12 protein-coding genes are annotated in these 15,888 nt (G+C 61.9%); 2 read left to right on the forward strand and 10 right to left on the reverse strand.

The window, feature by feature from the left end:
* Positions 1–70: 70 nt before the first annotated feature.
* A complete protein-coding gene (locus tag DWQ09_14860; GenBank protein ID KAA3626864.1) occupies positions 71–1,390 on the forward strand; it encodes a ferric reductase in 1,320 nt (439 codons plus the stop codon).
* 306 nt (positions 1,391–1,696) lie between these two features.
* Here the strand turns inward: DWQ09_14860 and DWQ09_14865 are convergent, their stop codons facing one another.
* From DWQ09_14865 to DWQ09_14880, 4 genes are all read right to left on the reverse strand, one after another.
* Complete coding sequence (locus tag DWQ09_14865; GenBank protein KAA3626865.1) at positions 1,697–2,488, reverse strand: MBL fold metallo-hydrolase; 792 nt, start codon at positions 2,486–2,488, stop codon at positions 1,697–1,699.
* 220 nt (positions 2,489–2,708) lie between these two features.
* On the reverse strand, positions 2,709–3,674 hold the full coding sequence (locus tag DWQ09_14870; GenBank protein ID KAA3626866.1) for a sodium:calcium antiporter: 966 nt from the start codon (positions 3,672–3,674) through the stop codon (positions 2,709–2,711).
* A gap of 155 nt (positions 3,675–3,829) precedes the next feature.
* Entirely contained in the window at positions 3,830–5,800 is a 1,971-nt protein-coding gene (locus DWQ09_14875; protein KAA3626867.1) for a hypothetical protein, read from the reverse strand.
* 232 nt (positions 5,801–6,032) lie between these two features.
* Positions 6,033–7,445: an aminotransferase class V-fold PLP-dependent enzyme gene (locus tag DWQ09_14880; protein KAA3626868.1), complete on the reverse strand. Its 1,413-nt coding sequence runs from the start codon at positions 7,443–7,445 to the stop codon at positions 6,033–6,035.
* A 621-nt stretch (positions 7,446–8,066) separates the two neighbouring features.
* Between DWQ09_14880 and DWQ09_14885 the strand changes: the two genes are divergently transcribed.
* Positions 8,067–8,873 (forward strand): kinase/pyrophosphorylase, encoded by an 807-nt coding sequence (locus DWQ09_14885; protein ID KAA3626869.1) that lies wholly within the window; start codon positions 8,067–8,069, stop codon positions 8,871–8,873.
* Between the two features lie 34 nt (positions 8,874–8,907).
* Here DWQ09_14885 and DWQ09_14890 read toward each other — a convergent pair whose 3' ends face one another.
* The 6 genes from DWQ09_14890 to DWQ09_14915 form a co-directional block, all read right to left on the reverse strand.
* Positions 8,908–9,975 (reverse strand): peptidase M48 Ste24p, encoded by a 1,068-nt coding sequence (locus tag DWQ09_14890; GenBank protein ID KAA3626870.1) that lies wholly within the window; start codon positions 9,973–9,975, stop codon positions 8,908–8,910.
* Positions 9,963–11,387: a DUF898 domain-containing protein gene (locus tag DWQ09_14895; protein ID KAA3626871.1), complete on the reverse strand. Its 1,425-nt coding sequence runs from the start codon at positions 11,385–11,387 to the stop codon at positions 9,963–9,965. Before DWQ09_14895 ends, DWQ09_14890 begins: the two co-directional genes overlap by 13 nt.
* A 79-nt stretch (positions 11,388–11,466) precedes the next feature.
* The gene (locus DWQ09_14900) at positions 11,467–12,642 is read right to left on the reverse strand and encodes a hypothetical protein (protein ID KAA3626872.1); all 1,176 of its coding nucleotides are present in this window, start codon (positions 12,640–12,642) and stop codon (positions 11,467–11,469) included.
* Between the two features lie 91 nt (positions 12,643–12,733).
* Positions 12,734–13,933, reverse strand: a complete 1,200-nt coding sequence (locus DWQ09_14905) for a hypothetical protein (GenBank protein KAA3626873.1) — start codon at positions 13,931–13,933, stop codon at positions 12,734–12,736.
* Complete coding sequence (locus DWQ09_14910; GenBank protein KAA3626874.1) at positions 13,930–14,976, reverse strand: AAA family ATPase; 1,047 nt, start codon at positions 14,974–14,976, stop codon at positions 13,930–13,932. Before DWQ09_14910 ends, DWQ09_14905 begins: the two co-directional genes overlap by 4 nt.
* A 144-nt stretch (positions 14,977–15,120) precedes the next feature.
* Complete coding sequence (locus DWQ09_14915) at positions 15,121–15,888, reverse strand: DeoR/GlpR transcriptional regulator (GenBank protein KAA3626875.1); 768 nt, start codon at positions 15,886–15,888, stop codon at positions 15,121–15,123.

Raw genomic sequence — 15,888 nt, forward strand, 5'->3', positions numbered from 1 at the left:
TTGAAGCGGGGAGCAGGGGCGCCCCTCGGAGTAGCAAAATCAGTTCCATACCTGATCACTGAGGCCGCCCATGAAGACCATCCTCACCAGCTTTCTTGCTCTCATCACCGTTGCCTGGGGCTGGGAGATACTCTCGCCGCAGCACCTCACGGCCGGCTCATTGCCTTGGACCCTGCGCCAGGAGGCGCTCTATCTGACCGGCCTCTGGTCCATCTCCCTGATGTCGCTGGCGATGGTGCTGGCCACCCGCCCCGCCTGGCTGGAACGGCCGCTGGGCGGCATGGACCGTATCTACCGACTGCACAAATGGAGCGGCATCCTGGCGGTCGGATTCGCGGCCGTGCACTGGCTGGTGGAGATGTCGGACGACCTGCTCAAGGCAACCGTCGGACGCGCCGGCCGCATCAGAAAGGATGACTTCTCGGCCTTCGCCGAGCCGGTACAAGATTTTGGTGAAGCCCTGGGCGAGTGGGCAATCTATGTACTCTTCGTGCTGCTGGCGTTGACCCTGTGGAATCAATTTTCCTACCGCCTGTGGCGGCCGCTGCATCGCGCGATGCCGGTGCTCTATCTGCTGCTCGCTTTCCACTCAATCGTGCTGGCACCGGCAAATTACTGGAGTCAGCCCACGGGGCTGCTGCTGTCCGTGCTGCTCACAGCCGGTGTGATGGCCAGCGTGTTGTCACTTACCGGGCGCATCGGGCGCGGAAGGCGGGTAACCGGTCATGTAGTCGCGGTGGAAAACCCGACTCCCGATATCGTTGAGGTACGTTGCCGTCTGGCTGATGGGTGGCGCGGCCATCGCCCGGGCCAGTTTGCCTTCGTGACCTTTGACAGCAGCGAGGGCGCACACCCCTTCACCATCGCCAGTGCCGATCACGGCGACCACATCGTCACCTTCGCCATCAAGTCATTGGGCGACTATACCCGCAAACTGTCCAGGCAACTGGTAGTCGGCAACCCGGTTCAGGTCGAGGGTCCCTATGGTCGATTCGAGCTCGACCGTACCAACCGCCGTGCACGGCAGATCTGGATCGCGGCCGGCATCGGCGTCACGCCATTTATCGCCTGGCTGGAATCCCTCCAGGGTGAGCGTGCCGCAGAGGTCGCAGCCGATCTCCACTACTGCGTACGTGACCGCACGACCGACCCATTTGTACAGCGTCTGCAGGAATTGTGCGCGGAGCTGCCGGAGGTCCGGTTGCATCTGCATGACGAGCAGAGCGGCCCACTGACCGCCGAGGCCCTGGCGGCGACATCCGGCAATGTCAAACGCGCCGAGGTGTGGTTCTGTGGACCCCGCAGCTTCGCCGAGACCCTGCGCAACGGTCTGCGTCAGGTCTGGCCGGGAAGCGTCCGTTTTCATCAGGAAGCGTTCAAGATGCGCTGAGCAGGTTAATTTTCCAGTCCTGGCGGGAACCAAGTTGTGTAACGTGTTGAAGTCAGTGTGCAGCGGGTGTGGGACCCCGGCATCCGCTGGTTGCACTGCATTAACCGGTTGTCGGTGCTGGCCCCGTCAGGCAGCGGAATGGTTATCTACAACGGCTGGGATCTTGGCACATCGCCGGCGACGCCAGGATCTGGCTCAAGGAGTTACATGTATGGAGAAACCGGGTCAGAGCGCAATTGTTTCCAATATTGGAATGTATTGCTCTCTGACCCGGTTTTTAAATATGAGCAGGGTCGGTCTCGCTCACTAAATCGTAATCTCCTCCCCATACCCCATGACCTGGCACTCTGCGCCTCTGCTCTCCACCTGTTTCTTAAAGTAGCGAACATCAGCCGAGTTACCGCCTCTTATCCAAAAAAACGCACCATCGTAATGGCATGGGATCACCAGTTTGGGTGCGATGAGCTCAACCGCTGCCAGCGCCTCGTCTTCGTTCATCGTGTTCTTTGGAAGGCGCCCTCCGATGGGAATCATCAGTACATCGGCTTTCAGGTCTTCCCATTCCTGTTGCAGCAAGGTGTCGCCAAGGTTGACGAGCGTGGTTCCACCGACCGTAATCTTGAATCCAATGCTACCCAGGCCTATACGTTCTCCCGGCCCGGGTGTGATCTCGTGCCGCAGGAGACCAAAAAAGAAAGAGAGGGCCAGGGGACCGTGAACCGTTTTGATCCCCTCGATCCGCACGCCGTCGACCTCGACAGCCTGACCAACCTCCAGGGGATACAACCGATCGAGCCTGGTGGAATACCGAATCCCCCGTTTCCTCGGATCCAGCAGCACCCTCTCTTTTCCGTTCTCCTTTACCAGCGCCTTCCCGCAGATGACGGGCGCATTAGCACACCGCGCCACGCGATCAACGTACCAGTAATGATCGGGATCACCGTGGGTGGCCAGTACGTGCGTGACATCGCCCCACTCTACCTTGGGTATCAGGCTGTTCAGCTTGCCGATCCAGAGATTGAGGCCGGGATCGATAGCGATCTTGGTCGCGGCCTCTTCTATCAAAAAGGCGTTGTACAGAAAGTATCTCAATCGCATGGCATATACGCCTCATTTCAGTGGTGGGCCACGCCGATGGTCACCCTCTGCAATCGACGTTTACGTGAATAGATCGTGTCGCTGTCGCGCGGCTTGCACCGGTCCCACTGTCGCATCGACAAAACGTGGTACCGCTGAGTGTGTGAAATTAAATCCGTCCCCCTTTTGCTGCCTTTTTGCTTGAGATCATTCTATGCAGCCAGCATACAATCTTCTGACGTTACCCACTGAGTGCATTAAAACTCAAGCCGACATAAACACTATAACCGGCCAAGAGTATTCCACCTTCCACCCTGCTCAGACAACGCCCCGTATACAAGAACACCAACAACAGTATAGAAGTTCCCAGCATGACCCATTGGTCGAACTGCAGAATCCTTGCGTGCACAGGGAGTGGCTGAAGTAGAGCGGATACGCCTAAGATTCCCAACAGGTTGAAGATATTACTTCCAAGTACGTTTCCAACGGCCACATCCGCGTGCCGACGTAGCGCTGCAATCACGGAAATCGAAAGCTCTGGAAGGGACGTGCCCACTGCGACAAGCGTCAAGCCGATTACCGCCTCCGAAACCCCCAATTCCTCGGCAATCCCAACAGCTCCCTTTAGCAGCACCCGTGAACCCACGATTAACAGTGTTAGACCAGCAATTACATTCGTTACAGTCCATGTGGCAGATTTCGGCAGAGCGGTTAGTTCTTCGGCTTCAGCCTGATGAAGTTCCGAAGCAGGTGCATCGTGAAAGCGTTCGCTACGATAGGCCCATATCAAATAAGCCATCAAAGCCATCAAAAATATCACAGCATCCGCACGCCTTAGCTCACTGCCACCGACCAGAATCAGAAACAATATGCTTGCCGCCACGACCGTGACCGCGTCTCGGCGTAGTGCCAGTGGCTTGACTGCCAAGGGTGTGATTAGGGCGCATGTTCCAAGGATCAGCAAAACATTGGCGATATTACTACCCACGACATTGCCGATAGCAATATCCGGTTGTTGGTTTAATGCAGCATCTACAGAGACCACCAACTCCGGCGCTGAGGTGCCGAAGCCCACAATAACTAGACCGCTTAGCAAGGGCGATACACCAAGACGCTTGGCGGCAGCCAACGAACCTCGAATCAGCCCTTCACCACCAACAGTAAGCAAGCCAATACCGATCACCAAGTACAGTACATTATTAACCATCGTCAACTGCTATTAAGTATTGAAATAGAAGGACTCCTAAAAACCATATCAGTGGCCCAGCAAACATTGAAAATAGATCTATCCCCCCATTTACCAAACAGACGAACCCGGCTTGCGCCGGGCTCGTCTGTTCCACTGACTGCTGTAATTGGCCGCTATTCAAAATCGGTCAGATAAGCCAGCACCAGATCATTACCTTCGATGCGCACCGAGTTCAGCGTGCCGATACGCAGACCGCGCAGCGACGGCAACAGCGCTATGGCGACCTGGTCGCGCACGGCCGGTGTATCCAGCACATTCATGAAGCTGGACTCGACGATGGTTCTGATCAGGCCGCGATAGTCGCTGATCGCGGAGCAGAGTAAATCCACCACCCGGCACAGGCCGTCGGCTTGCGCATCCACATTAGGAACGACCCGTACGCGGGAGAAGCTGAGGCTGATGGGTGCCGTGCGCGAGTAGTAGCGATCGAGCGTGAAGAAGATGTCGACCGCGATACTTGCCTGCACGTCGGGCGCGCCGGCGCCACAGAACAAATCCCACCCATCCTGGCCGCAGGTGCCGATCAACTCCGTGCCGTTGGACTCGAAGACCATGGCGACGCGCAGTTCGTTTTCCGCGGGCAGTACGCGGGTGCTGGCGAGGTTGATGTCGTTGATGTAGTACTTACGCGGACCGCTGACCGCGGGACCGATGTTGAAGCGACGCTCGGTGCCGCCCAGCGCATCGGAGAGCCGCACGAAAGAGTCATTCTCGCGTGTGCGCCGCGTGGCCGGATCGTAGTTGTTGATACGGATCTGGGTGCCGTTAAAGGCGCTCTGAACCAACCCGGATACGATGCGCATCGCAATACGGCGCGTCTGCATGCCGACGCGAAATTCGAACGCCCTCGTCGCGCGCGACTGATCGTAGCTGAGGCGTACCGTACCGCGCTCCGGCACCCAGGCGCCGCCGGTGCAGGTAATACCGACCAGTTCGGGTCGCAGCTCCACTTCATCCGAAGAGGTCGAAGGCGGCAGGTTCATTTCGTAGCGAATGGCAAAGTCGTTGCCGGGCACGCCCTGCCCCATCGTTGAGCCAATCTGACGGCCTTCGCGAAACGCACGGACCCGCACGTTACCCGCCCCGGCGCCGCAGTTGGTGACACGGATATCACCCACCGCCGTGAACTGCGTCGGGCAGACGCGAAGCTCGCGGGTGGTGTTGCTGATCGGGTTGTTGCGCTCATCGACCATCGCCACCACGTAACGTTGTCCCGGCAGTACAAATGAACGCTCGGGCAGTTGCGCGGTGATACGCCCATCGCTCCAACTGTAGACACCGAAGACGGCACGGATGGGCGTATGGCGCACCGGGGTCATGAACATCAGCCGCCGCGAACCGGCTTCAGCACCGAAGTTGCGGCCTGTCACCGTGAAATCGCGTCGCGAGCAACTCAGTCCATCACTGTCCGTAACACGATCGATGACCGGACGGCTGCCGATGCCGGCAGCCGCTTCGCGGATGGTTTCCGCAGCGCCGCGCGGTGGTGCACTACCGAAACCGCCCGGTGAACCCGAGGGCGTTGATCCGGGGCGGATACCGGGGGCAGGCAGGGCGGGCGCCATCGCGGGCCCGGCGGCCGATTGCCGCGGTACCACCGGGCGCGTCGGCGGTTCGGGCTGCGGACCGGCTTGCGCACGACTGGATGGTTTGATCTGCGTGGCAATGGCGGGCGCCTTCTGTTTCGCGCCGCCACTCGGCGCGGTAGCAGCGGATGCGGTCGCGTTGCATTCACCCAGTTGAGCCGCATTCAGCTGCGCGCCCTTGTAACCGTAGGATTTGATGCGCCCTACTTCACCTGCCAACGCTTTGCAGGCCGCGACCCCCGGTTTGGGCCACGGCCCACTCGCCGTGCAGCGGGCGCCCTGGCACTGCCACTGGATACCCAAGGCGGTGACTGCGCCCTGCTTGGCGGCCGTCGCTTGGATAGCGGCAGAATAGTGATAGATCTTGGGTGGGGCGACACTGTTTAGCGATCCGGTCGGTGGTGCGGCAAAGATCGCGGTCGAGGTCAACAACAAGGCCGCGATTGCGATCTCGTTTCTAATGCGGAGTGGCGTGCTACTGCGGATCTTCCTGTTCATTGTTCTCTCCTCCGGGTCGGCATTCTGCTGCTGGGTATGCCTGTGGGTCGCTTTTTTTTGCACCGAGGTTCAACTCTGATCGGTTGAGTTAGGTATAGCGCACGATCAGCTTCCTCGGGAGGAAATTGAGATCAGCATTGCGAGGTGCCGGCCCGGAACGCTTGGCCGTTATTCACGATCCGTCGCTGCAGCAGATTCGCGTGTTCCCTGCCGGGGAAGTACTACCGCCGGTTTACTGCCCCATGGCACGCAGTGCCGCGACCAGCGCCTCGATCTCCGCCAGGCCGGACCGCGGATTCATGAACACCGCCCGCAGATACCAGCGTCCGTTGAGCTGTGCGGTGGAGAGATGGAAGCTGCCCTCCCCGATCAGACGATCCCGCGCACGCAGATGCTCTTTGTCCCAGTCCCGGTACGCGAAGCAGATGATGTTGCTCTGCGGTTCGATGGGCGCGCTGAAATCGGGTTGGCTATTGAGGAAATGATAGGCCTCCAGCGCAATTCCCGTCTGATGATCCACATACTCGGCGAGGCCGGACTCGCCCATGGCGCCCAGCACCATGAACAGCCGCAGGCCCAGCGCCGCCTTGGTGCATTCGATGGTGCGATGGATCAGATCGATGCCGGGTTGCGCCTTGTCGTGAAAGAGGTAGCTGGCCTGTTGATGGAAGGCGCCATCCAGAGCGCGATGATCGCGCACCAGCACCGCGGCGCACAGCGACGGTGCGCGCATCAGCTTGTGGGCATCCCAGATCAGCGAATCGGCCTGTTCGACACCGCGCAGCCGCAGGCGCTGACGCGGTGACAACAGCGCGCTGGCCCCATGCGCGCCATCGACATGAAACCAGATACCGTGCTCACGGCAGAAAGCCCCGATCTCGGCCAGGGGATCGTACAGACCCGCTGCCGTACTGCAGGCGTTGGCCACCAGCGCCATGGGGCGACGCCCCTCCTCCGTCACCCGCTGCAAGGCGTGAGGCAGGCGATCGGGGATCACCACGCCCCGCTCATCCACCGCCAGCGCGATCACGCCGCGCGCGCCGATGCCGAGGATGCCGGCGGCGCGTGCCACCGAGTAGTGCGACTGTTCGGGCGCCAGTATCGCCAGGTCGGCGGGGACGCCGTTCTCCCACACATCGGGTGCCATGCGGGTGCGCGCCGCGATGAGTGCGGTCAGATTGGCCAGCGAGCCGCCGTGGGTCAGCACGCCGCCGCCGTAACTGCCGGGTTCGCCCGTTCCCGGCGGCAACGGCGCCGGCGTCCATCCGACCTTGTGCAGCAACCAGTTGATCATGTAGTACTCGATGGCCGCGGCCGGTGGGCCCATCTCGTAGATCGCCATCGGGTTGCTGGTGAAGGCATCGGTGAAGGCCCCCAACGCCCCCGCGTAGTGCGGTACCGACACCTGGTGCGCGAGCGAGGCAGGATGGTAGAGGCGCGTCGTCGCGTCGAGATAACGCTCCAGAAACTCCCGCAGCTCATCCCCGGTGAGACCGCCCTGCTGCGCGTAGCGCTCGAGTTCCAGCCGCTCCACCAGCTCGCGCAGCGGCGGCAGCGCGATGACCGGCTTCGCGGCGGCCTCCGATTCGTGCTGGTAGCGAGCCAGCAGCCCGATCAGCAGTTCGGCGTCGGCTTCGAATCCCATGGCTCAATACTCTCCCTTGGCATGACATTGTAGGAGCGGCTTCAGCCGCGATTGGGGCAATTGCCAGCACTTCGTTTTCGCGGCTGAAGCCGCTCCTACGGGTGCTCAACAGTCGCGCGACGCGACGCCGGGAGCACAAGGATAAGCCTGTCCCCCGCGTTTTTTCCTTGTTATTTGCGGCGCCAAATCGAGTAAAGGTACTGTATTCGTGCTGTGTTCATTCAATTTTTGGTTGATTCCTGCGCCAATTCCGGGAGAGATGCGATGACCGACAAACCGCTGGACAGCTTTGACTGGCAGATCCTCGCCATCAAGACCGGCGGGGGGCTGCCGCTCGCGGGGCAACCGGGTCGACTGTAGGTGCAGGTTCAACCGCAAATGCCATGGTTGGCTGGGCTGCGGTTCGCGGCTGAAGCCGTTCCTACGGGCGGATAGATTCACTTGGAACGGCGTCAACCGCGAACAGCGGAGCTCGATAAGGGAAGCGGATCGCGAATGAATCCGCTCCTGCAAGGGGGTACGATGACGATGGGTCGGTGGACGCAACAGAAGGGGGGTGAGTAGCACGGGTGCTAACCGCTACAATCCCCGGGCACTCACCACAGCAGCGAGCCCGCTCCGATGTCCGACGAAAAGACCTTCTTCCTGCTATCCGACGCCACCGGCGAAACCGCCGAAACCATCGTCGAAGCGGCACTTACACAGTTCCAATCCGAAGTGGTGCATGTGCGTCGCGTCAGCAACATCCGCACCCAGAAGCAGCTTTTCGAGTTGCTGCCCGAGGCCGAGGCGTGCAACGCCCTGGTCTTCTTCACCTTTGTCGACCGTGAACTCGCCACCTTCACCGAGCGCGAATGCGCAGCGCTGGGCCTGGAGTGCCTCGACCTGATCAGCCCACTGTTGCACAAGATGGCGCGTTACTTCGGTCACTTGCCGATGGGGACGCCGGGACTGCTGCACGAAGTGGGTGAGGAGTACTACCAGCGGGTCGAAGCGATGGAGTTCGCACTAAAGTTCGACGACGGGCAGAACCCGACCGGACTCAGCGCGGCCGACATCATCCTGGTGGGCGTTTCGCGCACCAGCAAGACACCGCTCTCGATCTATCTCTCCTGCCGCGGCTGGAAGGTGGCCAACGTGCCGTTGGTCAAGGGGATCGCCATACCGGCCGAGTTGGAGCTCATCAATCCCAAACGGGTGGTGGGCCTGTTCATCGACGCACAACGCCTCATCGAACGGCGCTCGGCGCGCCTGCAGAATATCGGCGAAACACCGCTGACCGACTACACCGACTACGAAGAAGTGCGCGACGAACTGCGCTGGGCGCGTGCGCTGTGCCGCAAGCACGGCTGGGCGACGGTCAATGTCTCGGGAAGATCAATCGAAGAGAATGCCCACGAGATACTGGTAGCGCTCAAACTCAAATAGACTACGGGCGTTCAGCATCGATACCCGGATCACCCTAACGAGCCGCCTCCGCCCGCGCCGCGCGCTCGTCACTGCCGGGGTGCGAGGAGAGGTAGTCGTGCCACTGCGATAATTCCCCGGGATCGCACTCCTCCCTGTTCTTGCCGGCGCAGGCGTGCGCCGCCTCGAGACGGCGCATGACGGCGGCGAAATGGGTGGCGGAGGTTCCCCGCCCGCTCAGGTAGGCAATGGCATAGCTATCGGCTTCGCGCTCGAAGTCCCGCGAGTAGGCAAGTTCGGTAAGCAGTATCGGAATTCCGAGAAAGAATTCCGAAGTGCCCGAGATATCGCCGGCGATCACCGTCAACAGAAACGCCAGCACCGAGCCCTGAATCAGGCGGCGCATGCTGTGCCGATACTCGACATGCCCGATCTCGTGCACGAATACGGCGAGCAGCTCATCGTCGTGCTCAGCCAGGCGCACCATCGCATCGGTCATGATGATGGTGCCGTCGGGCAGCGCAAAAGCGTTGGGACCGATCTCCTCGCTGGTGCGAAACTCCAATCGCAGACGCAGATGGGGATGATCGGCAATGGCCGGCGCCAGATGCTTCACGACGCGCTCGCGCACCGCATCGGACAGTTCGCTGGGCTCAAACAGGAGATCGTCCAGGGTCTCCAGAGCCTGTTCGCCAATCAGTTGCACCGCCGCATCGGGCACCCACGCCGCGCCCACCCTGGCGATCGCAGGCGCACCATAACGACCCACCAGCCCGATAAAGACGATGACCAACAGCAGGGTCAGCACGACGAAGCGTTTGTGACTCTCCAGCCGATGCACCCAGTTGTGTCGCGCATGGGGCTGCAGCCGTGCCAATGCACGATCCACCGCCTCGTTGTCAGTGGTTTCGACGCGTTGCCCTTCAGGAAAATCGAGAAAGCGTGGCGTGTTGCCCAAACGCGACGAGACACGCAGCGTTTCGAAGAGACCGTGATGGAGCTCCGCGCCAGAGGCGTCGAGCACATCGACGCCGCCGACATCGTCTATGCGCAGTAGGCACGGCACCCGGGCGGAGGTCCGCCCGTCATACCAGTGGCCGTTGATTTCGATCACAAGCCAAATTCGAAGTCGAACATCTCGCCCATCTCTTCGCCCAGCGCGCTGAGCTCAGCTTCTTCTTGAGCGACGAAGCCGTCCAGATTCTCCTCGGCCAGGAGGTGCAGATGTTCGCACTTATAGCGCACCGTACGCACCATGGCCCAGGGGCGGAACAACCCTAAAGTGAAGACGGTCGCCAACGTATTGACCACTACCAGCTTGGTGTAACCGCCCAGCTCCATGTCGGCCGCAAACCCGCTATGGCTCAACAGCGTGTTGTTGAAGCGCAGGTTGAACGCCTGCACCGAGAAATAGATGAAAACGAAGAGGTATGCGGCAAGGATCATCGGCAATCCGATGAACGGCAGAAAGCCACTGATCATTGCGCCACCAAAAACACCGCCGAGAAAGACCAGCACCAGTACGACGAACATCTTGATGTAGTCCTTGGCGCCGGCCTCGAAATGAAAGCGCGCCGTCCCGTAGCTGTGGTTTTCCACGAAAAAGCGTTGCTGATAGTAGAAGGCGAAGGGTGCGAGGATACCAAATGTCACCACCGTCGCCAGTGGCAGCATCGCAAAAGCGATATAGGCGTGTTTCAGCGATCCGTCGAAGCGCAGTCGCACATTACGATAGATGCTGTTGCGCGCATTGAACATCAGCGAGCGCGTGATCATCCACGGCATCACCGCGAGCAGCAGCAGAAACAGCAGCAAACCCAACGCCGGGAAAAGCTGACTGACAACCGAGTAGACAATGAACAGCGCGCCGGCGATGAGACGTCCCTTGAGGATGGCCTTGGGTTTTCCAGTGTACTCGAAAGGCGCACCATCCAACTCGGTGCTGCCGTAGAAGTACTGCTTGTTGCGTACCTTCGCCCACGCGGAATAGATACCCAGGGTCACGATGGTGAGCAGGATATTGACGATCCAGATACTGAAGTACTCCCTGCCCTGGCCATGAAACACAAAACGGACGGTGCGCGGCTCGGCGTAGGTGTCGCTGGTGGCTGTCGCCGGTGTCTCTGCCCGCGGCGGGGCAGCGTCACCTGCGGCGGATTGCTGCGCCTCCGGCGAGCCCTGCGCCGCCCCTTCCCGACCGACGGGCACCAGACCCCAACTGCTGCTGTCGTCGGTGGCGCTTGCCGGTGCCTGCGCCGCCGCGGCGGTGGGTACCTGGCCATCGGGCCGCGGAGTAGCCAGGGCAAGCGGCTTGATATGCACGACCAGGCCCGCCTTGGCCAGCGTTGATCTGAAGTGCTCGGCCTTGCCTTCGTTCAATCCGGATTTGATGACCGTGCCTGGACGCGCAAAGATCTTTTCGATCTGCTCGACCGGCTGCTTGAACAGCGTAACGAGCCGAGCCTTCACATCGGCGAGTTCGAACCCCTCGACAAGATCACCGTTACATACGATCGCGTATTCGGTACCCGACATTCCCGGCCCCCCTTTCTGTCGCGCAGCGGCTTGGCGCCACTAGTGCTGCATCGGCAGCTTGTTCATTGTTCTTGAGGGCTTATTTTCCGCGCCTGGATCGTCGTGCCCGTTGTGGTGCGGGATCGCTGTACCCGGTCGCGTCACGCAACGCGGCGATATGCGCGATGAGCGGCCTGAGAGTGGGAGTGAGTTTGCTCTGCAGCAAACTACCCGAGGCGGTGCTGCGCGCAAAAAGTTCGAGAAATATGCGCTCGCTGACGCCCGCCAGTATGAACAATGAAGTCACCAGCGGCGCAAGGTCGGAATGGTGCTCGGCCACTTCCCGATACGGGGAAGATCCCGTACCCGTTACGGCGTTCACGGCATCGGCGACGATCTCCTGCAGATCGCGGCTGGCGACATCGCGATCGACCAGACCGAGATAGTCGCCCAGGACATTGGCCCCCGCGCAGACGACGCTCTGATCTACAGCGTGCTGCAGCAGCGCCTGACTTTCACGCAGAAAGGTTTGTCCCTGGGCGTCGAGCAATCGATACAGCGTTGCGGCCACCGCATTGCCTTGCTGTCGCAACGTCTGCAACACTTCGCCGTGGGTTTCGAGCAGTGGATGCGGCGGTTCGGGTTCGGGAAGACGATCCGCCGCCCCTTGCAGAAATCCGACCCGATACTGCGGTTTGCTTTCGCGCCGCGACCACAACCGGGTGACCGCCGCCGGATTCAGCAACCCCGGGCGCAACAATTGGCGCACCGTCTCCATCTCCGCCTCCGGGTCGTTCTCGAAAGCCAGATGATCCACCAGATACTCGGCCAGGCGACAGCCCAACGGGCCCGCTTCACGCATCGCAGCCAACAGCGTGCGCGCCACTTCCGGCGACGGATCCGCCCACCACGCCAACTCGGCGAGCCCGGCCTCGAGATCCGGCAAGCGGGCAACAGCACGCACCGCCTCGGGTTCACCGAGTTTCAACAACTGCCGCGCCTTGATGCCCGACAGTGCGCCACTGTCGCTCCAGCGCTTGATGTAGACCGGAAACCCCGATGGCTGGCCGAGCACGATCTCCGACAACAGACAACGCACATTGTGCAGATAGCGGTACTCCGCGCCGCGCGGATGGAGCTGCACCGTCCACTCACGATCACCCGCCCGACCCAACACGCACATGGCGCCCTCGTCGACACGCACCGCGTCCACCTGCGCCATCAGCACGCTGAGCCGCAGATGGTCTTCGCTGGTCAGTTCACTTGAAGTACTCATGCTTCAGCCAATGTAGGTCGGGTTGGCGAAGCGTAACCCGACACACCCTTCATTCGTCGGGTTATGCTTCGCCAACCCGACCTGCGTTTACTCAATTGAGCTGTATGCGTTCACCCCAGGGCACCGATGCGGCGCCCTTCACCAACCACACCACCGGGTACTCGGGCGGTGTCGCAGGAAATTCTCCGCGGGCGTCGGTGAAGTAGATCAGCAGATCGGGGCGGTGCCCTTGCTCGTTGAGCCAGCGAAAGACGGGGCAAAACGAAGTACCACCACCGCCCGCCACTGTTTCGGGTAGCGCCAGCGCCTCCCACACCTCGTACACCCAGGGCCCGGCACCGGCCAGTTCGTTATCGCAGGCGTGCAGCGTGATGCGCGCGCTCACCTGGCCCTTGAGCGCATTGAGCTCGGCAACGAACTCGTTCAGCTCGGCGGCGGTAATGGATCCACTGGTATCGATCACCGCGACGACGTCGATCTGATGACTGCGCAGGGTGGGCAGGATCGCCGCCCCTTCACGCCGCGCGGGTCGGGCGTAACTGTAGTCCTCGCGTCCCGCCGCCTGCAGGTAGCGGGCGAGCAGCGCACGCCACGGCAGACGCGGTTGGATCAGCCGATCGACATAGCGGGCCATCGTCGGGCTCAGACGTCCGGCCTGCAACGCCTGTTGAGCGGCCGTGGCCAGATGCTGGCGCCACTGCGCGGCGAGGCGTTCGCGCTCGTCGTGATCGGGTGGTGAAGGCGCTGTCTGCCGCCCGCCGCCGGGTGGCGGTTCCCCCTCCCCGGCTTGTGGCGACTGGCTGCCCTCCGCCCCGCCGCCCCCCTGGCCCTGGTCGGTCGAATCCTGATCATAGAGGTGCTGGTCCAGCGTCTCCTGATCATCGTTGTCGTCGAGACAGGGATAGATCTCTTCGGCCGTCATGCCGGCGAACGCATCCAGCGCCAGGGTGCCGGGCGGCGCTTTCAACCCTTCGGCCTGTAGCAACGGATTGATGGCGAAATCGCAGGCCAGATCCCAGCGGCTGCGGTTGCGATGCTGGCGGCGATGGAAGTGACCCAACGCGCAATGCAGCGCTTCGTGCGCGAGCACGAACTCGGTCTCACCGCCGGTGAGATCGGCGAGATAGTCACTGTTGAAATAGATGGCGCGGGCATCGGTGGCGCTGGTCTTGCACCACCTGGGATCGCCTGCGCGTAACGGCAGGCGCAGCGTGAGCGCCCCAAGAAACGGGTGATCGAGGATCAGGCGGGCGCGCGCCGCGGTCAGCTTGTCGTGCAGCTCGGGGGTCATGCCTCGGCGTCGGAGAGGATGACGTGCCCGACATCCTGCGCCCACTCTTTGAATTGCGGCAGCTGGCAGATCTGGGGTCCCACCGTGCGGTGCAGATCCACCACCAGCATCACCCCCATCTCGCGCAGCGGAAAGCGCCGCGCGTAATCCAGCAAGTGGCCGTTGAGGCGCGCCGAGTCGGCGCTCGCGCGCGCCGCCAGCGCGCGCTTGACCAGGGCGGTGGCGACCGCGTACTGCAGATCCACCCCGTCGGGGACCTCCGCGGATTCGCCGCGGGCAATGGCCTCGACATCGGGCATCTGCGCCAGACTGCGCAGAAAGGCCGCCAGCTCGAGCCCCGCCGCTTCGCCGACGCAGGCCTGCAGCGCGCCGGTCAGCAGGTCGCCGTCGAATTTCTGCAACGCGCGATGGGCGAACTCCCAGGTGCGCGGCGAGGGGAAGGCGGTCGGGTTGTGGGCGGGATCGAAGTCGAAGAGCAGGTCGGGCCGGAAACGCAGAAAGGCGATCAGGCGTTCGTCGATGTCACTGGCGTAGGCCCACGCCACCCAATCGTCGAGATGGGGTTCCACCTCCAGATGCGCAAAACGGTTGGCCAGCGGGGCGGGCATCACGTAGGTGACCGCCCGATCCCCCTGCCGGTTGCCTGCCGCGAAGATGGCCCAACCCGCGGGGACCTGATACTCCCCCAGTCGCCGATCGAGAATGAGCTGATAGGCCGCCGCCGATACCGAGGGCGGCGCGGCGTTGACCTCGTCGAGAAACAGGATGCCGCGCGCACCTTGACGAGCACTGTCGGGCAGCAGTGCGGGTATCGCCCACTCCACCCGCTCCTCGACCCGGAACGGGATGCCACGCAGATCGGAAGGCTCCAGTTGCGAAAGCCGCAGATCGATCACCGGCACCCCATGACGCTCGGCCACCTGACGCACCATATCCGATTTACCGATCCCCGGCGGCCCCCACAGCATCACCGGTGTGTGGTGGCCCTCGGCCGCGCTGAGAAACTCCCGTTCCAGGATCTGTTGCACCTGTGAATGCCGCATTGTTATCCCCGTCCAAGCCAGTCAACTATTTTAGTTTGACGAAGCCTGGCGGCAGGAATCAACCCAAGCGGGCCGTTCTATCTCGGGTGGGATAGTGTTTGAAGAAGGATCCCGGCAGGTTGGCGATGGCGGCGGCGGTGTAAATCACCGCGCCTTGACTACGCTCTTCACACCCGCGCGTTTAAGCTGGGCAAGCTTTTCCGCGCTGGCACTGGCACCGGTGACCAGGGTATCGATTTGCCCGCAGGTGCAGAACCGCACCTGGCTGGAGACGCAGAGCTTGGCATGATCGGCCAGCATGATCAGTTTCGCCGACTGCTCGATCATGGCCCGCGCCACCTCCGCCTCGTGCAAATCGTAATTGCCCGCGCCGCCCTCGGGATGGAGGGCGACCGGCGAAACCACCGCGACATCGGTGCGAAACCGCGCAATCTCCGAGAGCGTCAGTTCCCCGTAGGTCCCCGGCACATCGGTCACGATGCGCCCGCCGAGCAGCAGGACACTGGTGCCCGACTCCGCGCGGCGCAGCGTGGTTGCGATATCGAAGGAGTTGGTGACGACCGAGATGCCCGAGACCTTGGCCAGTTCGGCGGCGAACACCGAGGTCGTGGTGCCGGCATCGACGAACAGGCTCTGCCCCGGCTTGATCAGGCGGGCGGCTGCCTTGGCGATGGCGATCTTCTCGTCCCGATGGGCGGCCATGCGCTTCCTGAACGGCTCCTCCGGCGCCGGGCCGGGCAGCACGACGCCACCGTGGACACGCCGCAGCAAGCCCGCATTCTCCAACTCCATGAGGTCGCGGCGCACGGTCTCGCGCGAGACCTCGAGCTCCCGGCTCAGTGCATCCGTGGTCACCTGCTGGCGCGCCGCCAGTAGCGCGAGGATCTTCTGATGTCGATTTTGCGACCACAT

It is taken from the genome of Pseudomonadota bacterium (assembly GCA_008501635.1).
Taxonomy (GTDB): Bacteria; Pseudomonadota; Gammaproteobacteria; order QQUJ01; family QQUJ01; genus QQUJ01.